The following is a 21,937-nucleotide window of genomic DNA, read 5'->3' on the forward strand; positions in this document are numbered from 1 at the left end:
TTTCCATATTGTTAAATGAATTAGCAAGTATTTTTTTATTTCTTTATATATTAAATTTATTTCAAAAAACAAAAATAAGGTTTTCGTTTTAAAGAAGTTAAAAATTCAATATAAAACATTTTGAAAAAATTGATTTGGCCTATAAATGTTATTATATTAAAAGAAGTTAATTCTACAAATCAATATGCTAAAAAATATATTCATAATAGATATAATTGGATAATCATTTTGACAATGAATCAAACTAAAGGAATAGGAATGAATAAAAATTTATGGTATGCAGAAAAAGGAAAAAATTTAACTTTTAGTATTGTTTTTAAACCTATTAAAATTTTATATATAAAAAAAATATATATTATGAATCTTATTGTAAGTAATGCGATACATAAAACTTTATCTGAATGTTATAATAGAAATAATAAAGAAAAAATATGGATTAAGTGGCCTAATGATATTATTATCAATAATAAAAAAATAGGTGGTATTTTAATAGAGAATAGTATTTTTTCAAAAAAGATTCATACTATTGTTATTGGAATAGGTTTAAATGTTTTTCAAAAAGAATTCCAAAAAGAATGGAATGCTTCTTCTTTGAAAGAAATTTTTAATCCAAATTTTGATTTGGATTATCTATTTTATAAAATTATATATTATTTTCAAAAAGAATATCTTTTTTTTATAATTCATGGAGAAAAAAATATACGAGATTATTATCTTAATTACCTATATTTAAAAGATAAAACTTCTATTTTTTATATCTATAAAACGAATAGTTATATTTCTGGAATAATACGATCTATAACAGATCAAGGATTTTTAGTCATAGAATCCAATAAAAAATTATATTTTTTTTATCAGAAAGAAATAAAATATCTTATTATTCTATAAGCCCCTTAGATTTATTGTCATTCCTTTTATCTGTTATTTCCTTTGTCATATAATTTTTTTTTATAACTTTTTTTTCTAGAATTTTTATAATATTTTTTTTCTTATTCAACATAAATTCTTTAATAAAAAAGAAAAATCCAATATTAATTATATTAGAAGTAAAATAATATAAAGATAAAGCAGACGCATAACTATTTATAAATAACAACATTACAATAGGCATCATATATAATAAAAAATTCATATCAGGGATAGAAGAATCATTTTCGTTTTGAGAAAAATTTTTTCTTCCATTATTGCTAAGTTTTGTGTAAATCAATAAAGCTAAAGAATACAATAAAGTAAGTAAACTTACGTGATTTCCATAAAAAGGAATAAAAAAAGGTAATTTGAATATTGAATCATATGATGTAAGATCTTCTACCCACAAAAAAGATTTTCCTCTCAAATTAATTATAGTAGGAAAAAATTTAAATAAGGAATAAAAAATAGGAATTTGAAATAATGTAGAAATACATCCAGACATTGGATTAATTCCAACATTACGATATAATTCCATTATTGCTCTTTGTTTTTTAAAAACATCTTTTTTATATTTATGATTTAATTTTTCTATCTCTGGACGAATTAATTTCATTGTAGCACTTAACTTATATTGTTTATAAGTGATTGGATATAATATTAATTTTACAACTATAGTCATCAAAATAACAATGACGCCATAATTTAAATTTGTTTTTTCCAATAATTGAAAAATTATTAAAAAAAAATATTTATTGATCCATTTTAAAAAACCCCAACCAAACGGAATAATATTTTCGAATTCATTTTGATATTTTTTCAATATTTTCAGGTCCAGAGGTCCAAAATAAAACCGAAAAGAAAGATCTTCGTCTTTTACAGAATTTATGGATGTTTTTAATTGAATTTTTTTTAGAAAAGATCCTGAAGAAAAATTTTCAGACCGAACAAAAACACTTTTTAACATTTTTTCAGGAATAAAGATAAAAGAAAAAAATTGTTGTTTATATGCGATCCAATTCACATCATATAAATTTTTATCTTCTGTTTTTTTTTCAGATAAATATTTTACAGAACGATTCGTTTTTTCATTATTGTTAGAAATAGAATAACATACTTGAGTATATGAATTTTCCCAATCTCTATCTTTTTCTAAGGATAAAATTTTATATTCTAAATCTAAATAAGAAATAAATCTTTCCTTTTTTTTATTATTTTCAAAATGAAAATTTTTAGTTCTAATAGAAAACTCAATGTCATATCGATCTTTTTCTCCTATTGTATATATATAATCTAAAAATCCTTTTCCATAAGGATTTTTAGCTCTCATAATAAGAGTCTTACCTCTATATTTTTTATCATTTTTTTTTAATAAAAAAGGCTGAAAATATAAAGTATTTGTATCAATATTTAATCCCTCTTTTTGATTTAAAAAAGATAATTTGTACAAAAAACTAGAATTTTTAATTAAATAAAGATTTTTAGCATGAGATGATAATATAGAATCATATGCTTTATATTTTTTTAAAAGAACATCATGAATCCCTCCTCCTAAACTAGATATTTTTAGTTTTAAAACATTATTTTCTAATAAAAAAAAATGATTTTCTTTTCTTTTATCTGCAATTGAAGTTATTTGATGATTTAAATTTAATTTCTTATAATTATTATTAGTAGTAATAGTATTATTATTGTTGAAATAAGTAAAAATTATCAAAACAAATAATATAAGAATTAATCCTATTATGGAATTATAATCTAAATTTCTATCCTTCATAATAATGAGAAGAATTTTGAGAAGCTATGATAGATAGCTGTACAAAATTAATAAATAAAGGATGTGGATGAGTAACTGTACTTTGATATTCCGGATGATATTGGACTCCTAAGAAAAAAATATGATTTTCTAATTCTAATGCTTCTACTAAACCTGTTTCCGGATTTACTCCAACAACTTTCATTCCAGCATTAGAAAATATTTCTAAATAATCATTATTAAATTCATATCTATGACGATGTCTTTCAAATATCTCTTTCTTTCCATAAATAGAATGTATTTTAGATCCTTTTACAAGAATACATTTCCAATTTCCTAATCGCATTGTTCCTCCTATATGAGTTAATTTTTTTTGTTTTTCCATTAAACATATTACGGGATGAGATGTATTTGGATTTGTTTCATGACTTTCTGCTTTTTTTAATCCTAATACATTTCTAGCAAATTCTATAACAGCAATTTGCATTCCCAAACATATTCCAAAAAATGGAATTTTATTTTCTCTCGCATATTTTGCTGCAAGAATCTTTCCTTCTATCCCTCTATTTCCAAATCCTGGAGCTACTAAAATTCCTGAAATTCCTTCAAAATATTTTTTAATATTTTTTTCTTTTATCATTTCTGAATAAATCCATTTTATATTAACATAAGTTTCGTTTTCTGTTCCTGCATGAATTAAAGCTTCAGTAATTGATTTATAAGAATCATGTAAAGAAACATATTTTCCAACTAATGCAATTTTAGTTTCATATTTCGGATTTTTATATTTTTTAATAAAAATTCTCCATTTTTCCAAATTTGGAATAGATAGAGTAGATAAGTTTAAATGATTTAATACTACTTCATCAAATTTTTGTAAGTGTAATAAATAAGGTATTTCGTATATAATTTTAGTATCTATAGATTCAATGACATGATTTGGTTTTACATTACAAAATAATGCTAATTTTTTTCTAATATTATTGGTTATATGTTTTTCTGTCCTACAGACTATAATATCTGCCTGTACTCCATTTTCCATTAAATTTCGAACAGAATGTTGAGTTGGTTTTGTTTTAATTTCTCCGGTCACCGTGATATATGGAAGTAATGTTAAATGAATAACTATTCCATTAAATTTTCCTAATTCCCATTTTAACTGACGTACAGTTTCAACATAAGGTAAACTTTCTATATCTCCTACAGTTCCTCCTATTTCGGTAATAATAATATCAAAATTTTTTGATTTTCCAAGAATTTTAATTCGTCTTTTAATTTCATTAGTAATATGAGGAATAACTTGTACAGTTTTTCCTAAATAGTTTCCTTTCCTTTCATTATCTATTACTGTTTTATATATTAGACCCGATGTAACATTATTTTCTTTTCTTGTAGATTGATTTAAAAATCTTTCATAATGTCCTAAATCCAAATCTGTTTCTGCTCCATCTTTTGTAACAAAACATTCACCATGTTCATAAGGATTCAAAGTTCCTGGATCTATATTAAAATAAGGATCTAATTTTAGTATGGATACTTTATATCCTCTAGCTTTCAATAACATTCCTAAAGAGGCAGAAACAATTCCCTTTCCTAAAGAAGAAGTTACTCCTCCTGTAACGAAAATATATTTTTTCTTCATCAAAATAAAAAAAACAATTCAAACTTTTTTTTCATTTTATAATTTTTTTATCCCAATTTTGTTATTTTATCTTAATCGGAATAAAAATTATGAAATCTAATATATAGATAATTCTCAATTTAAAAAATGAGAATTTATGATTTTTTTTTTATATTTACCAAACTTGGAGCAAGTCCTACACAATCAGCTCCCTATAAAAACCCTCCAGGGTGGGAACACAGCAAAGGTATGTTAGGTTGTAGCGATGTGATGTAGAATAGCTTGCTCCTTTCATAAAAAAAGCAATGAAAGTTTATGGAAGATTCGTTAAAATGTAATTTCTGTGGAAAGAATAAAAACCATATTACTTTTCTTGTATCGGGGATTAACGGACAGATTTGTAATCTTTGTATAGAAAAAATTTATTCCATAATTCAAAAAAAATTTTTAGAAAAAAAATATACTGAAAATCATGATGAGTTTACGTCTTTTAATAAAAAACCTAAAGAAATAAAATCTTTTTTAGACAAGTATGTTATAGGACAAGATGAAGCAAAAAAAATTATATCCGTAGCGGTTTATAATCATTATAAACGAATTCAAAAACAACACAAAGAAAAAGATTCCAAAAATATAGAAATAGAAAAATCTAATGTATTATTAATCGGAAAAACAGGAACAGGGAAAACTTTACTAGCAAAAAGTATATCAAAATTTTTAAAAATTCCTTTTGCTATAGCCGATGCTACTACCTTAACTGAAGCAGGATATGTAGGTGAAGATGTAGAATCAATTTTAACTAAGTTATTACAATCGGTTAATTATAATATAGATACTGCTGAAAAAGGAATTATTTTTTTAGATGAAATAGATAAAATTTCTAGAAAAAGTAATAACCCTTCTATTACTAGAGATGTATCTGGAGAAGGAGTTCAACAAGCTTTATTAAAAATATTAGAGGGATCCATAATAAATGTCCCTCCACAAGGAGGAAGAAAACATCCCGATCAAAAAATGATACCAATTAATACTGAGAATATATTATTTATAGCTGGAGGAACTTTTGATGGTATAGAAAAAATAATTTCTGATAGAATAGAAAAAACACCTATTGGTTTTATTTCTAAAAAAAGAAGAAAAACAGAAGAAAAAAATTATCTAAAAAATATTCTTTCTGAAGACTTAAATAAATTTGGATTAATCCCAGAAATTATAGGAAGATTTCCTATTGTTACTTATTTAAATCCATTAAACAAAAATACATTAAAAAAAATTTTAGTTGAACCAAAAAATGCTTTAATTAAACAATATCAAAAATTATTTGATATGGATCATATTTCCTTGAATATCACAGATGAAGCGTTAAATATTATAGTAGATAAAACTTTTCAATTGGGATTAGGAGCTAGAGGATTACGAACGTTTTGTGAAAAAATATTTTTAGATTATATGTACGATATAGAAAATTGCAACGATCTATTAAATATAGATCAGAATATTGTAAAACAAAAATTATATTATTCTTAATTTTTTAATAATTTCCATAATTTTTCGATTAATTCTAATAATCCTTCTTTTGTAAAAGAGGATATAAAAACAATTTTTTCTTCCAATTTAAAAAAAATTGTTTTTATATCCTCTTTTTCTTGATGATTTATCAAATCAGATTTAGATATCGCTAATAAACGTTTTTTTTGTAAAAGATTTAAATTAAATTTTTTTAATTCATTTAACAAAATTAAATATTCTTTTTTTTTGTATTTCGTGTTTGAAGAAATTAAAAATAATAAAACAGAATTTCGTTCTATATGTCTTAAAAAACGATGTCCTAAACCTTTTCCTTTAGATGCATTTTCTACAATTCCAGGAATATCAGCTACTAAAAAAGAATTAAACCCTACTTTTACTACTCCTACATTTGGAATTTTTGTAGTAAAAGCAAAATTTCCTATTTTAGGTTTTGCTTTTGTAATTACAGAAAGTAAAGTAGATTTTCCAGTATTAGGAAATCCTACAAATCCTACATCTGCTAAAATTTTTAATTCTAAAAAAATCCAAAATCCTTTTGTTTTAATTCCCGGTTGTGCGTATTGAGGAGATTGAACTATAGAATTTTTGAAAAAAGCATTTCCTTTTCCTCCTTTTCCTCCTTCAAATAAAATATTTTTTTGAAAATCCTTTGTAATTTCCATAATTATATTTTTTTTTTCGTCTTTTACTACAGTTCCTACAGGAACTTCTATTAATAAATCTTTTCCATTTTCTCCAGTTATGTTATTTTTTTTACCCGGAAATCCAGATTTAGCTATCCAGTGTTTATGATATCTTAAATGTAAAAAAGTACGAATATTAGAATTTCCTTGAAGAATAATATCTCCTCCCTTTCCTCCTGATCCTCCATCAGGACCTCCTCTTATTACACGTCTATCTCTATAGAAATGAACACATCCAGTTCCTCCATCTCCACTTTTACAATAAATTCTTATAAAATCTATAAAACAATTTTTCATAATTATTGTTATCTTATAAAAGATCCGAAATTTTATTTTCTATAAAAATAGAAATTTTCTCTATGGATAAAGAAGCGTTTAATTTTATTATATTTTTTTTAAATTTATAATTTTTCCATATTAAATAGGTTTTTTTATAATATTCTTTTATTCTTCTCTGAACGGTAATAATATTCGTATCATCGTTACGATGACTTATTTTTCCTCTTTTTAAAAGTCTATTTATTATCAAATTTTTTTGAATGAAAAAATAAAAAATTATATTAATCTCTCCAAAACATAATTTATTTAATACCTTTTCTAAAGAAAAAATTTGATTTTTTGTTCTAGGATATCCATCATAAATAATACCTTTAGCTTTAAAATGTTTTCGAATTTCTATATTTAACATGTTTGTGGTAATTATATCAGGGACCAATGTTCCTTTGTTTATATAACAACTTGCTAATTTTCCTAAATTAGTTTTTTTTGTTATATGATCTCTAAATATCATTCCGGTAGATAGATGTATGAAATCAAATTTATTTGATATAATTTTAGCTTGAGTTCCTTTTCCACAACCTGGAGGTCCAAACAATATAATATGTATCATAAAACAACAAAATTATGAATTTCGTGTAAAGAAAACACAGTATATAATAATTAAAGTAAAGAGTTTTTATTATTATTGAAATAATAATAAATACGAAAAAATAAATAATATATGAAGAGTATAAAGAAATATTATTTTTTCTTCTTATAAATGAATAGCTTTACCATAAGCATTAGCTATAGATTCTATAATAGCCTCACTTAACGAAGGATGAGGATGAATTGTTCCTAAAATTTCATAATTAGTTGCTTCTAATTTTCTAGCAATTACTACTTCTGGTATTAAATCTGTAACGTGATTTCCTATCATATGACATCCTAACCATTCGTCATATTTATTATCAAAAATTACTTTTACAAATCCATCAGTATTCTCATCAGAAATAGCTCGACCTAGAGCACTAAAAGGAAATTTTCCTATTTTTATTTGGAACCCATTTTCTTTAGATTCTTTTTCTGTATAACCAACTGAAGCAATTTCAGGAAGTGAATAAACACATTTCGGAACGTTATTATAATCTATTTTTTGACAATTTAAAGATTTTATATTTTCAATACAATTGATTGCCTCATGCGAAGCAACATGAGCTAAAGAAGGGGTTGAAATCACGTCTCCAATTGCATAATATCCATCTATATTTGTACGATAATTTTCATCTACAACTATAAAACCTTTTTCTGTTTGAATCCCAATATCTTTTAATCCAATATATTGAATATTAGGAATAACTCCCATAGCATATAAAATTATATCTGCTTTTAATATAATATTTTTTAATGATGTTTTAATATCAACAATAACTTCATTATTTTCATGATTATAAGTAATTTTATTGATATTGGAAGATAGATAATTTTTAATTCCTATTTTATCAAAAGAAGATTTTAAATAATCAGATATATCATTATCTCCATTAGGAAATAATTTAGAACATATTTCTATAATAGTAACTTTTGTTCCCATAGAATGATAAAAATAAGCAAATTCTATTCCTATAGAACCAGAACCTACAATGATCATTTTTTTTGGTAATGAAGAAAAAGATAAAGCTTTCCTATATGTTATAATTTTTTTTTCATCACATTGAAATTTTTTATCAACTTTAGGAACCGCACCAGTTGCAATAATAATATGTGTACCAGAATATTCTGCTATACTTTTTTCATTTTGAATAACCTCTATTTTTTTTCTTTTTTTTAATTTTGCATTTCCATGAATAACATGAATTCCATTTTTTTTCATTAAAAACGATATTCCTTTTTTTATTTGATCAACGATATTTCTACTTTTAGAAAGTACTTTAGAATAATCTATTTCAATATTTTCATTTTTTATCCCAAATAATTCTCCATTTTTTTTTATAGATTGCAAAAATTTAGCACTATTCAAAAGTGATTTTGTAGGAATACACCCCCAATTTAAGCATACACCTCCCATAGATTCTTTTTCTACTATAGCTGTTTTCATTCCAAGTTGTGCTGCACGTATAGAAGCAACATAACCTCCAGGTCCACTTCCTAAAACAATAACATCAAAATGCATAATATATGAAAATAAATAAAGTAAATTTACAGATTTTTCTATTCAATAAAAGTTTAAAAAAAAATTTCATTTTTTTTTATAAAAAAATTATATTATTATTGAATTGAATTGATATGAATAATTATGAAATTTTTTATAGATACTGCAAATTTAAAAGAAATTAATGAAGCAAGAACATTAGGATTGTTAGACGGAGTTACAACAAATCCATCTTTGATATCAAAGGAGCCTGTTTTCAATCAAAAAGAAATTTATCAACATTATATATCTATATGTGAATATTTAAAAAACAATGAAAATTTGAGCGCAGAAGTCATCAGTACAAACTATACTAATATGATTCAAGAAGGCGAGGAACTTTCTTCTTTACATTCCAAAATTATAGTAAAAATTCCCATGACAGAAAACGGAATCAAAGCTATTAAATATTTATCTGAAAAAAAAATTAAAACTAATTGTACTCTTGTTTTTTCTGTAGGACAAGCTCTGATAGCTGCTAAAGTTGGCGCTAACTATGTCTCTCCATTTCTAGGAAGATTAGATGATATTTCTCACAATGGATTAAATTTAATAAAAGACATAAAAAATATATATGAAAATTATCATTTTGAAACAAAAATATTAGCAGCTTCTATCCGACACCCTTTACATATTATAGAATGTTCTAAAATTGGTATACATGCCGTAACTTCTCCTTTAAATGTTATTTATTCTTTATTGAATCACCCATTAACTGAGAATGGTTTAGAAAAATTTATGAAAGATTTTCAAAAAAAGATAAAATAAATTAAATTTTTATTTTTCCGTCTAATAAATATTGAATAGAAATAGAGGTAGATTTCGGAAGTTTTTCATATAATCTTGACAATTCGATTTGTTCTTTATTTTCAAATATTTCTTCTAAGTTATTTTTATTTACAAAATTAAATTCTTCTAATTTATTATATAAATCTCCTTTAATTTTATTATTTATTTTTTGGCTTATTTTTTCTAAAACACATATAGTTTCGTATATATTCTTTCCAGATTTTTTTTCCAATTGAATACGGTCTATAGTTTCCGTATTTATTTTAGCATTAATCTTTTCGATTAAAAAATTCATACTATATAATTATATTAACAATTGTTTTTTTAGAATCTTTCATTTCTATTATATATAATTAATTATTTTTGTTTTTATTCATTATAATATTAGGATATTCTCTATTATTATAAAACTTATATCATCTTTTCAATCAAAAAGAAATATAATATAAAGAGATTTTAAAAAAAAATATTTTCACAAAAAAAATTTAATCACAATTTTTTTTTTTATGAAAATTTTTCATGTCTTTATCAAAAAAATACAATCCTCCTTTATCTGTTCCTATTAATTCAATTTTATCTAAAATCATCTTGCTTAAAGCTTCTTCTTCTATTTGTTCTTCAACATACCATTGTAAAAAATTATATGTGAAATAATCTTTTTCTTGCAAAGAAATTTCTACTAAAAAATTAATTTCCCTAGAAATTTTTTTTTCGTGTTCAAATAGTTTTATGAATAAATCTTTTAAAGATATACATGTTATATTATTTATAATTGAAAATCCATTATTATTTAAAATAACATTTCCTCTTCTTTTATTAATATACCTAATCAATTTTAACATATGGTTTCTCTCTTCATTTGAATGATCATACAAAAATTCACATATTCCTTCATAACCTTTTCTTTCCACCCAAGAAGCCATATACAAATACAACTGAGAGGATTCTAATTCCCTATTTAACTGTTTCGTTAACCCTTCTTGTATTTTTTCATTGAGCATCTTTTTTAATTATTGATTTATTTTATTTAATGAATGTAAAATTTTTTTTCTCAAAGATGGAGTTCCATTTACTAATGGTAATCTTACATATGGATTACATATTCCTATGACATCTAAAAAAGTTTTTATCCCTGTAGGGTTCCCTTCTTCATAAATAAGATCTATTATATTCATAATATCGTAAAAAATAGAAAAAGCTTTTTTTACATCATTTTTTTTCGCTAATGATATCATATTAGAAATTTTATCAGGAAATCCTTGGGCAATTACGGAAATAACTCCTTCTCCTCCACCTAATATAACAGGTAAAATTGTATAATCATCTCCTGATATCACACTAAAATTTTCTTTTTTACGTTCTAAAATTTTATAAGACTGTAAAACATTTCCAGAAGCTTCTTTGATTCCTATTATGTTTTTAAAATCAAAAGACAAACGTAAAACAGTATCCGGTATAATATTAGATCCTGTTCTTTTAGGAACATTATAAAGAATAATATTTGCTTCTGTATGATTTACAATTGATTTAAAATGTTGATATATCCCTTCTTGAGAAGGAGTGTTATAATAAGGAGAAACTGAAAGAATAGCATAAAAATCCGATAAATTTTTTATGCTATTTACTTCTTTTATAACATTTTCTGTGTTATTCCCTCCTATTCCTAATATTAAAGGAAGTTTTTTATAATTAGAATTTTGAATACATTTTATAATTTCCCATTTTTCTTCTTGTTTTAGGGTAGTCGTTTCTGATGTAGTTCCTAATGCAACTAGATAATCTACATTATTATCTAAAACATATTTTACTAGTTTTTCAAGTCCATTAAAATCAATTTTTCCATCCTTTTTAAAAGGAGTAACTAACGCTACACCTGTTCCATTTAATTTTTTCATAGATTAATTTACTACATTTTAAAATATATATGATGATATAAATAATAACTGTTATTTCATGTAATCATAAATAATTTATTGTAAAATAAAAACAGATGTAAGCGTATCTTTGAAATCAAAGATTAATAATCTTTTTTTGTTCTTGGCCTAGCTGCAGATACAATAATATTCCTACCCATAAATTCTGTCCCATTCAATTTTTCTATAGCTTGTTTAGCGTTTTCTTCATTAGACATTTCTATAAAACCAAAACCTTTGCTTCTTCTATTTGACGTAGATTCATCAAAAATTATCTTAGCATGATTGACTTCTCCTATAGATTCAAAATAATTCTTCAATTCTTGTTCTGTCATATCATAAGATAAATTACCTACGTATAGTTTCGTGTTATCCATATTAAAAATAAATTGTTTTAAAAGCAAATTTAGAAAAATATTTTTTCTAAAAAAGAAAAATATATTATTTGACCTAAAAACAAACTTAATAAATGATTGATTTTATTTGTAAAATGAGTTATAAAATATTTTATTCAAAAAATTATAAAAAATATCTTTAATGAATAATTCTTCTTTTATTGTATCATCATTATTGGACAATGATTTTTATAAATTTACAATGCAAAATGCTGTAATTAAATTATTTCCATTAGTAAAGGCAAAATATGAATTTATAAATAGAGGAAAACATTCTTTTCCTAAAGATTTTGCCAAAATTTTAAAAGAAAATCTGAATAAAATGGCTTATTTAAAACTTTCAAATGAAGAAAGAATTTATTTAGAAAAATATTGCCCTTATCTAGATTCTTCTTATTTAGATTTTTTGAATAAATACCAATACAATCCAAAAGAAGTGAATATTTTTCAAAAAGGAGAAAATATACAAATGCATATAGAAGGATTATGGAGTAGTACTATATTATGGGAAGTTCCTATAATGTCTATTATATCTGAATTATATTATAAGTTAACAACAGGAGTTCAAAATATATCAGAAAAAAAAATTACGAATATAACAAAAGAAAAATTAAAAAAATATAAAAAATTACAAGTTAAAATTGGAGAATATGGAACAAGAAGAAGATATTCTTATAAAGTGCATAAATTAGTTCTAAAAATATTAAAAGAAGAAGGCCCTCCTTTTTTTATAGGAAGTAGTAATGTTCATCTTTCTCATATTTTATCAATCAAACCAATAGGAACTCAAGCTCACGAATGGGTAATGTTTCATGCTGCAAAATATGGATTTAATATAGCAGATCGTATAGCTATGGAAAATTGGTTAAATATTTACAAAGGTAAATTAGGAATTGCTTTATCTGATACATATACTTCGCCAGTTTTTTTCAAAAATTTTAATAAAAGATTATCCAATATTTTCAAAGGAGTAAGACATGATAGTGGAGATCCTATTTTTTTTACAAAAGAAATTATAAAACATTACAAAAAATTTAAAATAAATCCTATAAGAAAAAAAATTATATTTTCAGATAATCTTAACCCATGTAAAGTTGCCTATATTTCTTCTTTTTGTAAAAAGAAAATAAATACTTGTTTTGGAATAGGAACAAATTTCACTAATGATATAGGAGTACCTTCTATGAATATTGTCATAAAAATGGTAAAAACTTTTTTCGGAAAAAAATGGAAATCAGTGGTTAAACTTTCTAATGTTCAAGAAAAATCTACAGGAAAAAAAAATATGATTTTTTTTGCTAAAAAAATCCTTAAAATAAGGAATAATTTTTATTCATGACATAATGACATTATGTATTTTTATTATAATATTAAAAATATGAAAGATAAAAATTTTTACATTGAAAATTATGGTTGTCAAATGAACATATCAGATAGCGATATTATTACTTCTATTTTATTAAAAAACGGTTTTACTCAATCTAAAAATTTGGATGAAGCAAACATAATTTTATTAAATGCATGTTCCATTCGAGAAAAAGCAGAATTAACTCTAAAAAAAAGATTGGAACAATTAAAATTTTATAAAAAAAATAAAAAAATTTGGATTGGAATTACAGGGTGTTTTTCAAAACAAATAAAAAAAATTTTTTTAGAAAAAAAGATAGTAGATTTTTTTGTTTCACCAGATTCTTATAGAGAAATCCATAATTTTATTAATTATTCTATAATAGGAAAAAAGTATTTTTTTTATGATTCTATTAAGAAAAAAAATGAAACTTATGCAGATATAAATATTATAAAACAAAAAAATAAAAAAATAACAACTTTTTTAAGTATAACAAGAGGATGTGATAACATGTGTACTTTTTGTATTGTTCCTTTTACCAGAGGAAGAGAAAGAAGTACTGATCCAAATTCTATTATTAAGGAATGTGAACGGTTATATCAAAATGGATATAAAGAAATAATTCTTCTAGGACAAAACGTAGATTCTTATTTATGGATATACAATAAAAAAAACATAAATCAAAATCAAAAAAATGTTGTAGATTTTTCAAATCTTTTAGATCTTTTAGCAAAAAAAAATCCTATGATGAGAATTAGGTTTTCTACATCCAATCCTCATGATATGTCTAATAAAGTATTAGAAGTTATTTCTAAACATAAAAATATTTGCAAACATATTCATCTACCTGTTCAATCTGGAAGTAATAAAATATTAAAATTAATGAACAGAAAATATACAAGAGAAAAATATCTTTTTTTAGTTAAACAAATTAAAAATATTATACCTGAATGTTCTATATCTCATGATATTATATCTGGATTTTGTAATGAAAATGAGGAAGATCATCAGGATACCATAAATTTAATGAAAGAAATCAAATACAACTATGGTTATATGTTTTCCTATTCTCCTAGACCTGGAACTTATGCATATAGAAAATTAAAGGATAATGTACCTAAACACATAAAAAAGAAACGATTACAAGAAATTATTGATTTACAAAGAAAACATTCATTTTATAGAATGCAAGAACATTTAGGTAAAGTAGAAGAAGTTCTAATAGAAGGAGAATCAAAAAAAAATAATCAATATTGGTATGGAAGAAACACACAAAATTTAATCGTAGTTTTTCCTAAAAAACACCTAAATATAGGAGATTTAGTTCATGTAAAAATAAAAAATACAACATCTGCAACTTTAATAGGAGACATTTGCATATGATGTAAAAAAAAATAAAAACATGGAACCCGTTTTTATCCAAAAAATAAAACAAAAATTTGGAATCATTGGATATGATTGTACTTTGTATAGAGCATTAGAAAAGGCAATACAAGTAGCACCTACTGATATTTCAGTATTAGTTCTTGGAGAAAGTGGAGTAGGAAAAGAATTTATTCCAAAAATTATTCATCAATATTCTTCTAGAAAACATCACAGTTATATTGCTGTAAATTGTGGAGCTATTCCAGAGGGAACTATTGATAGTGAACTTTTTGGTCATGAAAAAGGATCTTTTACCGGAGCTACAAGTATGAGAAAGGGTTATTTTGAAGGAGCAAATGGAGGAACTGTTTTTTTAGATGAAGTTGGGGAATTACCTTTAACTACACAAGTTCGTCTTCTTAGAATATTAGAATCTGGAGAATTTATTAAAGTAGGTTCTTCTAAAATTCAAAAAACAAATATCCGTATTGTTGCTGCTACAAATTTAAATATGATAGAGTCTATTCAAAAAGGAAAATTTAGAGAAGATTTATTTTATCGTTTAAATACAGTACAAATTAATGTACCTCCTTTACGTTTTCGTAAAAACGATATTAAATTTTTGTCTAAAAAATTTTCTAATGATTTTGCAGAAAAGTATCATATGCCTTCAATAATATTGAATGAAGAATCTTTAAAATATTTGGAAAATTATCCTTGGCCTGGAAATATAAGACAATTAAAAAACTTAATAGAACAAATTTCTGTAGTGGAAACTAAACGTGAAATTTCTATAGAAAAATTAAAAGAATATATTCCAGAAAATATTCCATCAATATCTTTTTCTAATCATAATAATAACAATGTAATAGAAACATCTTTTCATAGTAGAGAAAAAGATTTTCTTTATAAAATTTTATTTGATATGAAAAAAAATTTAAATGACTTAAAAAATATCACTTTTCAATTGATTAAAAATAACTCCAATAATAGATTTATTGAAGAAAATCAACGTCTTATGGAAAAAGTTTTTGGAAAAATGATTTACAATAGAAATGATTCTATTTTCCAATTAGAAGACTCATCTAAATCTTCTTCAGATTTAGATTATGAAGAAGTAGAAGAAGATTTATCAAAAAATGAATTATCTTCTTTTTCTTTGCAAGAAAAAGAAATTGAATTTATTCAAAAAGCTTTAAAAAAGAATAAAGGAAAAAGAAGAAAAGCTGCAAAAGAATTAGGAATTTCAGAAAGAACATTATACAGAAAAATTAAACAATATGGCTTATAAAAAAATTTTTTTTATTTTAACTTTTATATCATCATATATGATGTTTAGTTGTTATCATTCATCGTTTTCTGATAAAAAAAAGACAATAGAAATAGGAAAAATTACGGAACGTGTTAATATACCTAGAAGATCTATTTCCTTTGATTTTAAAAGAAGTATTGAAGATTATATTATGGAACATAATCCTTCCAATTTAGTTATAAAAAATGGAGATGTTGTTTTAGAAGGTACTTTTTTGCATTATGCAGTTATTCCATTAGAAGATTCTCCTTTAAAAAAAATTAAATTAACAATGAAAATCTATTATAAGGATAAAATCGAACCAGAAAAAAATTGGGAAAAATGTTTTAATGTATCTGAAAACTTTTCCAGGAACGAAAAAGATATTTTTTCAAAAAAAATTATTGATAAAATTATAGAAAACTTAACAACTGAAGTATATCGTGAAATATTTCATGATTTTAACGAAACTTGGTAAGTAAATGAAAAATATATCATTCATAATTATATTTGGTTTTTTCATTATTTTAATATGTCTTTTGCTTATGTTAGTTATATTAATACAAAGTCCTAAAAAAGAAAGTATTCATCAATCTTTTATGGAAAAAAATTTTAGATTTTTTGGAATTAAAAGAACAAATACATTTTTAGAAAAAATTACTTGGATTTTATCCATTCTCATATTTTTTTTAATTCTATCTTTCAATTTTTTACTAAAATCAAAACATTTAAGAAACTAAGTATGTCATTATGACATTTAATATTGATTTAATGAAAAAAAATTCAAATTTTTTTATTTGGCATGTTTTTGGCTTCTTGAACAATTAGAACCGTTAACTTTAAAATTATTTATAATATGGTGGAAGTAAAGATTAATCCTTTAGCAGATCGTGTCCTTGTACAACCTGATCCTGCTGAAACAAAAACAACTTCAGGTATTATTATTCCTGATACTGCAAAAGAAAAACCACAAAAAGGAACAATAATTGCCGTAGGTAAAGGAAAAAAAGATGAGCCTATGAATTTAAAAAAAGGAGATAGAGTTTTATATGGAAAATATTCTGGTACAGAATTAAAATGGGAGGGTGAAGAATATCTCATTATGCGAGAATCTGATGTTATAGCTATTATATGATTGACTCATCATACTAATCAAAAAAATAAAATCAGGAAAATTTATTAAAAAATTAAAAAAATTATGGCAAAAGATATTAAATTTGATATTGAAGCAAGAGATAAATTAAAAAAAGGAGTAGATGCATTAGCAAACGCCGTAAAAGTTACTTTAGGACCAAAAGGTCGTAATGTTGTATTGCAAAAATCTTTTGGAGGCCCTCAAGTAACTAAAGATGGGGTCACTGTTGCTAAAGAAATTGAATTAGAAGATCCTATAGAGAATCTTGGTGCTCAAATGGTAAAAGAAGTTGCATCTAAAACCAATGATGTAGCTGGAGATGGAACCACAACTGCTACTGTTTTAGCTCAAGCTATCGTCAGAGAGGGTTTAAAAAATGTAGCAGCAGGTGCTAATCCTATGGATTTAAAAAGAGGAATAGATAAGGCTTTAGAAGTAGTTGTTTTAGATTTAAAAAAACAATCTAGAGAAGTTGGAGGGAATACAGAAAAAATAAAACAAGTAGCTTCTATTTCTGCAAATAATGATGAAAAAACTGGAGCTTTAATAGCTGATGCATTTGAAAAAGTAGGAAAAGAAGGAGTTATTACTGTTGAAGAAGCAAAAGGAACAGATACATCTGTAGATGTTGTTGAAGGTATGCAATTTGATAGAGGATATCAATCTCCTTATTTTGTAACAAATGCTGAAAAAATGATAACAGAATTTGATCAACCTCAAATTTTATTATCTGATAAAAAAATAGCAGCAATGAAGGATCTACTTCCTATATTAGAACCTGTAGCTCAATCTGGAAAGCCTTTATTAATTATTTCTGAAGAAGTAGAAGGAGAAGCTTTAGCTACATTAGTAGTTAATAAAATACGAGGAACTTTAAAAGTAGCAGCTATTAAAGCTCCTGGATTTGGAGATAGAAGAAAAGCTATGTTAGAAGATATAGCAATTCTAACAGGAGGAAGTGTAATTTCTGAGGAAACAGGAAGTAAATTAGAAGATGTGAAATTACATATGCTAGGAAAAGCAGAAAGAGTTATTATAGATAAAGATAATACTACTATAGTTAATGGAGGAGGAAGTAAAAAAGATATAAGAGCACGTGTAGATCAAATTAAATCTCAAATAGAATCTACAACATCAGATTATGATAAAGAAAAACTACAAGAGCGTCTTGCAAAACTAGCTGGAGGTGTTGCCGTTCTTTATGTTGGAGCTGCATCTGAAGTAGAAATGAAAGAAAAAAAAGACCGTGTAGATGATGCTTTAAATGCCACTAGAGCTGCGGTAGAGGAAGGAATAGTAGCTGGAGGTGGAGTTGCTTTAGTTCGTGCTATTAAATCTTTAGAAAATACAACAGGAGATAATGTAGATCAAGATACCGGAATACAAATTGTAAGAAGATCTCTTGAAGAACCTTTACGTCAAATTGTAGCCAATACAGGTGGAGAAGGATCTGTCGTAGTAGCTAAAGTGGCTGAAGGAAAAGGTGATTTTGGATATGATGCTAAAATTGGTGAATACAAAAACATGATAGTAGAAGGAATTATAGATCCAACTAAGGTTGCTAGAGTAGCATTAGAAAATGCAGCTTCTGTATCAGGAATGTTGTTAACTACTGAATGTGTTGTTACAGAAATAAAAAAAGATGAATCCAATATTGCACCTCAAATGCCTGGAGCTGGAGGAGGAGGAATGGGAGGAATGATGTAATAACAATATCTATTATATACAACATCATAAATGAAATAAAAAAAAATAGTGTCTTAACCAAGACACTATTTTTTTTTATTTCATTTATGATGTTTACTTAAAAAAAATATAAAAGACGTTAGATCCAATTTTTTTGAACTTTTAAAGTTTTTTCGATCACATCTCTTACACATCCCCTACCTCCTTTTTTTGGAGATATATATTTAGATATATTTTTTACTTCTTGAACTGCATCTATTGGAGAACAAGGTAATGCTACAGATTTCATAATCTCAATATCAGGAATATCATCTCCCATGTAAAGAATTTTTTTTTTAGTAAGATTTAAAATTTTACAATATTCATCTAAATATTTTTTTTTATTATTTACTCCTTGATAAATATAAGAGATATTCAAGTCCCTCAAACGTCTAAAAACCATCAAATCTGATCCTCCTGTTATAATACATAAATTATATCCTTTTTCTCTTGCTAATTGTATCGCATACCCATCTTTAGCAAACATTCTTCTTCCAAAATTTCCATCTGAAAACAAATGTAAAGTACAATCCGTTAATACTCCATCTACATCAAATATGAAAGTATTAATATCATTCATTATCTTTATATAAGTTTCCATATAATATTATATTCATTTTCATTATTTATTATTCAAACATAACCATAGCATAAAATAACAAAAATCATTAAACAATTATGTTTATTTATATAAAATAAAACAATTTTTTTATGAAAAAATTTAAAAATAAATATATTACTTAACTTATGTTCTCTTATATATCTTCAAAATTAATATTTGTGAAATTTTTCATATCTGATGTTCTTTTTTGAACTTCCTTAAGTTCTTGATTATATGTAGTATGATTCTTAAAATCTTTTTGATGACGTTCAGAAATAACTTCTCTTCCTTTTTCATTAATAATAAAACGAATCATATCGTCAAGTATACTCTGGAATTTTGAAAAATCTTCTTTATACAAATAAATTTTATGTTTTTTATAAGTTATTTCTCCTGTTTCAGAGAAATTTTTTTTACTTTCAGTTATCGTCAAATAATAATCACCTGCTCTTGTTTCTCTTGCATCAAAAAAATAAGTCCTACTACCAGTTTTTAAAGTTCGTGAACAAATTTCATTTCTGTCTTTAATGTTTTCTTTGTTTTCTTTTTCGTCCATTTCAAAATATATTATAATCCAAACTAAGCAAATCTAAATAAAAAAAATGGTCTATACTATTTTTTTTCATGATTGTTATCATAATTTTATGAAAAAATATTATGATTTTCTATCTTTGATATTTTTCCATTTTTTAAAACAATAAATAAATCAAAATCTGAAATATAAGAAATATCATGAGTTATAATAATAATAGTACTGTATTTCAGTTCTTTTTTAAGATAACGAATAATTTCTCTTCTAGTTTTTTGATCTATAGCAGAAAAACTATCATCAAATATAAGAATTTTTGGATTTTTTATAATAGCTCTAGCTATACATATCCTTTGTTTTTGTCCTCCCGATAAAGTAATTCCTCTTTCTCCTATAATTGTTTCATATCTATTTTTAAAATTTAGAATATCATTTTCTATCATAGCTATTCTAGCCGCATTATATACTTTACATGGAGTTATTTTTTTAATACTTCCTATAGCTATATTATTATAAATAGAATCTGAAAAAAGAAAAGATTCTTGAGGAACATAACCAATGTTTTTTCTGAAATTATATAAATTATGATCTTTTAAAGATAAATTATCTACTAATATTTCTCCTTGTTTAGGATCATATAAACGGGATATTAATCTTCCTATTGTTGTTTTTCCTGATCCTGTTTCTCCTGTTAAAATTAAAGTTTTACCTTTCATTAAAGTAAATGAAATTTTACTAAGTGTATAATTTTGAACATATTGTTTTCTATTATATAAACTCCTTTGAGGACAATAAAAAAAACTTACATTTTTAAATTCAACTTTTCCAAAAATTCTTGTTTTTACTAAATTAGTATTCAATATTTCAGGTTTTATTTTCAAAAATTCACTAATACGAATTAGTGATACTTTAGCTCTTTCTGAAATAGAAATAACCCATCCTAATATAATAAAAGGAAAAAATAAAATATTTACATATGTAAAAAATTCAGCAATATTTCCTATCTCTTTAATTTCACCTTCAAAATATTTTTTTCCCCCAAAGAATAAAATCAATGAATAACAAATTCCTATAAAAAATATAATTAAAGAAGATAATATGGTATCAATTTTAGCTAATTCTATATTTTTTTTTTTATATTGAGATATAATTTTTTTGTGTTTCTCTTGAAAAAAAGATTCTGATACAAATAATTTGATAATATAAATTCCTGAAAAAGTTTCTTGTATAAAAGAACATATGATAGACTGGAATTTTTGAACCTTTTTACTTTTTTTAGCAATAAAAATACTAATATAATAGATAAAAATAAAAAGAATAGGAATAGGCAAAACTACATAAAAAGTTAACACTTTATTAATCCTTAACATTTGCATAAGAACCATAAAAAAAAGAATTATAAGATTCAAAAAATACATAAATCCAGGACCTATACATTGTCTTATAAAAGAAACGTCTTCTGTAAGACGATTCATTAAATCACCTGTAGAATTTTTTTTATAAAAAGAAGAACTTAACTTTTGATAATGTGAAAAAATTTCGTTTTTTATATCAAATTCTATCATTCTAGATGTAGTAATTATACATTGTCTCATATGATATTTTACAAAACCTCCTATAATTGGAACTATTAATATGATACTAACATAAATACAAATATCTTTTTTTAAAGAAATAAAATTTGATAAATCACTAAAAATATAACTTATAACATTAATTGACTTTCCTATATAAGGAATAGGAAATAAAGTTAAAATATTTGATATTAAAATTAATAAAAACCCTATAGATAATCGTAATTTGTATTTTCGACAATATTTTTTGCTAAAAACAAATAAACCGCCATTCATATAATGAACAAAAATACAAACTTTTTAAATTTCGATTTTTTATTTATA

At 24.0% G+C, this 21,937-nt stretch carries 22 protein-coding genes and 1 other RNA gene; 11 read left to right on the forward strand and 12 right to left on the reverse strand.

What is annotated here, in order from left to right; translation table 11 throughout:
• Positions 1 to 120 precede the first annotated feature (120 nt).
• Positions 121 to 888: a biotin--[acetyl-CoA-carboxylase] ligase gene (locus STAT_RS02065; protein WP_119305590.1), complete on the forward strand. Its 768-nt coding sequence runs from the start codon at positions 121 to 123 to the stop codon at positions 886 to 888.
• Here STAT_RS02065 and yidC read toward each other — a convergent pair.
• Positions 878 to 2,686 (reverse strand): membrane protein insertase YidC, encoded by a 1,809-nt coding sequence (gene yidC, locus STAT_RS02070; RefSeq protein ID WP_119305591.1) that lies wholly within the window; start codon positions 2,684 to 2,686, stop codon positions 878 to 880. The two genes, STAT_RS02065 and yidC, sit on opposite strands and share 11 nt — an antisense overlap.
• A complete protein-coding gene (pyrG, locus tag STAT_RS02075; RefSeq protein WP_119305592.1) occupies positions 2,676 to 4,307 on the reverse strand; it encodes a CTP synthase in 1,632 nt (543 codons plus the stop codon). The genes yidC and pyrG overlap by 11 nt, the downstream gene beginning before the upstream one ends.
• 166 nt (positions 4,308 to 4,473) lie before the next feature.
• Between pyrG and ffs the strand changes: the two genes are divergently transcribed.
• Together ffs and clpX are read left to right on the forward strand one after the other, a co-directional pair.
• An RNA gene (gene ffs, locus STAT_RS03155) (signal recognition particle sRNA small type) lies at positions 4,474 to 4,577 on the forward strand.
• 24 nt (positions 4,578 to 4,601) lie between these two features.
• Positions 4,602 to 5,813, forward strand: a complete 1,212-nt coding sequence (clpX, locus tag STAT_RS02080) for an ATP-dependent Clp protease ATP-binding subunit ClpX (protein WP_119305593.1) — start codon at positions 4,602 to 4,604, stop codon at positions 5,811 to 5,813.
• On the opposite strand, the gene obgE is transcribed toward clpX, so the two are convergent.
• The 3 genes from obgE to lpdA all read right to left on the reverse strand — a co-directional run bounded on the left by obgE (position 5,810) and on the right by lpdA (position 8,930).
• Positions 5,810 to 6,796, reverse strand: coding sequence for a GTPase ObgE (gene obgE, locus STAT_RS02085; protein WP_119305594.1), 987 nt, complete (start codon positions 6,794 to 6,796; stop codon positions 5,810 to 5,812). The two genes, clpX and obgE, sit on opposite strands and share 4 nt — an antisense overlap.
• Before the next feature lie 13 nt (positions 6,797 to 6,809).
• Positions 6,810 to 7,388 (reverse strand): nucleoside monophosphate kinase, encoded by a 579-nt coding sequence (locus STAT_RS02090; RefSeq protein ID WP_119305595.1) that lies wholly within the window; start codon positions 7,386 to 7,388, stop codon positions 6,810 to 6,812.
• Positions 7,389 to 7,532: 144 nt separating this feature from the next.
• A complete protein-coding gene (gene lpdA / locus STAT_RS02095) occupies positions 7,533 to 8,930 on the reverse strand; it encodes a dihydrolipoyl dehydrogenase (RefSeq protein ID WP_119305596.1) in 1,398 nt (465 codons plus the stop codon).
• A 123-nt stretch (positions 8,931 to 9,053) separates the two neighbouring features.
• Between lpdA and fsa the strand changes: the two genes are divergently transcribed.
• A complete protein-coding gene (gene fsa, locus STAT_RS02100) occupies positions 9,054 to 9,716 on the forward strand; it encodes a fructose-6-phosphate aldolase (protein ID WP_119305597.1) in 663 nt (220 codons plus the stop codon).
• A 1-nt stretch (position 9,717) separates the two neighbouring features.
• Here fsa and STAT_RS02105 read toward each other — a convergent pair whose 3' ends face one another.
• From STAT_RS02105 to rbp, 4 genes are all read right to left on the reverse strand, one after another.
• A complete protein-coding gene (locus tag STAT_RS02105; protein ID WP_119305598.1) occupies positions 9,718 to 10,032 on the reverse strand; it encodes a hypothetical protein in 315 nt (104 codons plus the stop codon).
• A gap of 190 nt (positions 10,033 to 10,222) precedes the next feature.
• Positions 10,223 to 10,738 carry a ferritin gene (locus tag STAT_RS02110; RefSeq protein WP_119305599.1) on the reverse strand — a complete coding sequence of 172 codons (516 nt, stop codon included), beginning with the start codon at positions 10,736 to 10,738 and terminating at the stop codon, positions 10,223 to 10,225.
• Positions 10,739 to 10,747: 9 nt separating this feature from the next.
• Positions 10,748 to 11,632, reverse strand: a complete 885-nt coding sequence (gene dapA / locus STAT_RS02115) for a 4-hydroxy-tetrahydrodipicolinate synthase (RefSeq protein WP_119305600.1) — start codon at positions 11,630 to 11,632, stop codon at positions 10,748 to 10,750.
• 122 nt (positions 11,633 to 11,754) lie between these two features.
• The gene (rbp, locus tag STAT_RS02120; protein ID WP_119305601.1) at positions 11,755 to 12,027 is read right to left on the reverse strand and encodes an RNA-binding regulator; all 273 of its coding nucleotides are present in this window, start codon (positions 12,025 to 12,027) and stop codon (positions 11,755 to 11,757) included.
• 160 nt (positions 12,028 to 12,187) lie between these two features.
• On the opposite strand from rbp, the gene pncB reads away from it, so the two are divergent.
• From pncB to groL, 7 genes are all read left to right on the forward strand, one after another.
• Entirely contained in the window at positions 12,188 to 13,384 is a 1,197-nt protein-coding gene (gene pncB, locus STAT_RS02125) for a nicotinate phosphoribosyltransferase (protein ID WP_119305602.1), read from the forward strand.
• 39 nt (positions 13,385 to 13,423) lie between these two features.
• Positions 13,424 to 14,776, forward strand: coding sequence for a tRNA (N6-isopentenyl adenosine(37)-C2)-methylthiotransferase MiaB (miaB, locus tag STAT_RS02130; protein ID WP_119305849.1), 1,353 nt, complete (start codon positions 13,424 to 13,426; stop codon positions 14,774 to 14,776).
• A 19-nt stretch (positions 14,777 to 14,795) separates the two neighbouring features.
• On the forward strand, positions 14,796 to 16,049 hold the full coding sequence (locus tag STAT_RS02135) for a sigma 54-interacting transcriptional regulator (RefSeq protein ID WP_119305603.1): 1,254 nt from the start codon (positions 14,796 to 14,798) through the stop codon (positions 16,047 to 16,049).
• Positions 16,039 to 16,527: a hypothetical protein gene (locus STAT_RS02140; protein WP_119305604.1), complete on the forward strand. Its 489-nt coding sequence runs from the start codon at positions 16,039 to 16,041 to the stop codon at positions 16,525 to 16,527. The genes STAT_RS02135 and STAT_RS02140 overlap by 11 nt, the downstream gene beginning before the upstream one ends.
• A 67-nt stretch (positions 16,528 to 16,594) precedes the next feature.
• Entirely contained in the window at positions 16,595 to 16,789 is a 195-nt protein-coding gene (gene secG / locus STAT_RS02145; RefSeq protein WP_244273552.1) for a preprotein translocase subunit SecG, read from the forward strand.
• A gap of 116 nt (positions 16,790 to 16,905) precedes the next feature.
• Positions 16,906 to 17,184 carry a co-chaperone GroES gene (locus STAT_RS02150; protein WP_119305606.1) on the forward strand — a complete coding sequence of 93 codons (279 nt, stop codon included), beginning with the start codon at positions 16,906 to 16,908 and terminating at the stop codon, positions 17,182 to 17,184.
• Positions 17,185 to 17,247: 63 nt separating this feature from the next.
• Complete coding sequence (groL, locus tag STAT_RS02155) at positions 17,248 to 18,891, forward strand: chaperonin GroEL (protein WP_119305607.1); 1,644 nt, start codon at positions 17,248 to 17,250, stop codon at positions 18,889 to 18,891.
• A 118-nt stretch (positions 18,892 to 19,009) separates the two neighbouring features.
• Here groL and STAT_RS02160 read toward each other — a convergent pair whose 3' ends face one another.
• The 3 genes from STAT_RS02160 to STAT_RS02170 form a co-directional block, all read right to left on the reverse strand.
• Positions 19,010 to 19,510 (reverse strand): KdsC family phosphatase, encoded by a 501-nt coding sequence (locus STAT_RS02160; RefSeq protein ID WP_119305608.1) that lies wholly within the window; start codon positions 19,508 to 19,510, stop codon positions 19,010 to 19,012.
• 154 nt (positions 19,511 to 19,664) lie between these two features.
• On the reverse strand, positions 19,665 to 20,066 hold the full coding sequence (locus STAT_RS02165; RefSeq protein WP_119305609.1) for a DUF3276 family protein: 402 nt from the start codon (positions 20,064 to 20,066) through the stop codon (positions 19,665 to 19,667).
• 86 nt (positions 20,067 to 20,152) lie between these two features.
• A complete protein-coding gene (locus tag STAT_RS02170) occupies positions 20,153 to 21,889 on the reverse strand; it encodes an ABC transporter ATP-binding protein (protein WP_119305610.1) in 1,737 nt (578 codons plus the stop codon).
• Positions 21,890 to 21,937 lie beyond the last annotated feature (48 nt).

Source organism: Blattabacterium cuenoti STAT (genome assembly GCF_003573915.1).
In the GTDB taxonomy this organism is placed as follows: domain Bacteria; phylum Bacteroidota; class Bacteroidia; order Flavobacteriales; family Blattabacteriaceae; genus Blattabacterium; species Blattabacterium cuenoti_A.

Coding starts and splice junctions, on each gene's coding strand:
- yidC (WP_119305591.1), bottom strand. CDS start 2,686: ATGAAGGATAGAAATTTAGATTATAATTCCATAATAGGATTAATTCTT.
- pyrG (WP_119305592.1), bottom strand. CDS start 4,307: ATGAAGAAAAAATATATTTTCGTTACAGGAGGAGTAACTTCTTCTTTA.
- clpX (WP_119305593.1), top strand. CDS start 4,602: ATGGAAGATTCGTTAAAATGTAATTTCTGTGGAAAGAATAAAAACCAT.
- obgE (WP_119305594.1), bottom strand. CDS start 6,796: ATGAAAAATTGTTTTATAGATTTTATAAGAATTTATTGTAAAAGTGGA.
- STAT_RS02090 (WP_119305595.1), bottom strand. CDS start 7,388: ATGATACATATTATATTGTTTGGACCTCCAGGTTGTGGAAAAGGAACT.
- lpdA (WP_119305596.1), bottom strand. CDS start 8,930: ATGCATTTTGATGTTATTGTTTTAGGAAGTGGACCTGGAGGTTATGTT.
- fsa (WP_119305597.1), top strand. CDS start 9,054: ATGAAATTTTTTATAGATACTGCAAATTTAAAAGAAATTAATGAAGCA.
- STAT_RS02105 (WP_119305598.1), bottom strand. CDS start 10,032: ATGAATTTTTTAATCGAAAAGATTAATGCTAAAATAAATACGGAAACT.
- STAT_RS02110 (WP_119305599.1), bottom strand. CDS start 10,738: ATGCTCAATGAAAAAATACAAGAAGGGTTAACGAAACAGTTAAATAGG.
- dapA (WP_119305600.1), bottom strand. CDS start 11,632: ATGAAAAAATTAAATGGAACAGGTGTAGCGTTAGTTACTCCTTTTAAA.
- rbp (WP_119305601.1), bottom strand. CDS start 12,027: ATGGATAACACGAAACTATACGTAGGTAATTTATCTTATGATATGACA.
- pncB (WP_119305602.1), top strand. CDS start 12,188: ATGAATAATTCTTCTTTTATTGTATCATCATTATTGGACAATGATTTT.
- miaB (WP_119305849.1), top strand. CDS start 13,424: ATGAAAGATAAAAATTTTTACATTGAAAATTATGGTTGTCAAATGAAC.
- STAT_RS02135 (WP_119305603.1), top strand. CDS start 14,796: ATGGAACCCGTTTTTATCCAAAAAATAAAACAAAAATTTGGAATCATT.
- STAT_RS02140 (WP_119305604.1), top strand. CDS start 16,039: ATGGCTTATAAAAAAATTTTTTTTATTTTAACTTTTATATCATCATAT.
- secG (WP_244273552.1), top strand. CDS start 16,595: ATGTTAGTTATATTAATACAAAGTCCTAAAAAAGAAAGTATTCATCAA.
- STAT_RS02150 (WP_119305606.1), top strand. CDS start 16,906: ATGGTGGAAGTAAAGATTAATCCTTTAGCAGATCGTGTCCTTGTACAA.
- groL (WP_119305607.1), top strand. CDS start 17,248: ATGGCAAAAGATATTAAATTTGATATTGAAGCAAGAGATAAATTAAAA.
- STAT_RS02160 (WP_119305608.1), bottom strand. CDS start 19,510: ATGGAAACTTATATAAAGATAATGAATGATATTAATACTTTCATATTT.
- STAT_RS02165 (WP_119305609.1), bottom strand. CDS start 20,066: ATGGACGAAAAAGAAAACAAAGAAAACATTAAAGACAGAAATGAAATT.
- STAT_RS02170 (WP_119305610.1), bottom strand. CDS start 21,889: ATGAATGGCGGTTTATTTGTTTTTAGCAAAAAATATTGTCGAAAATAC.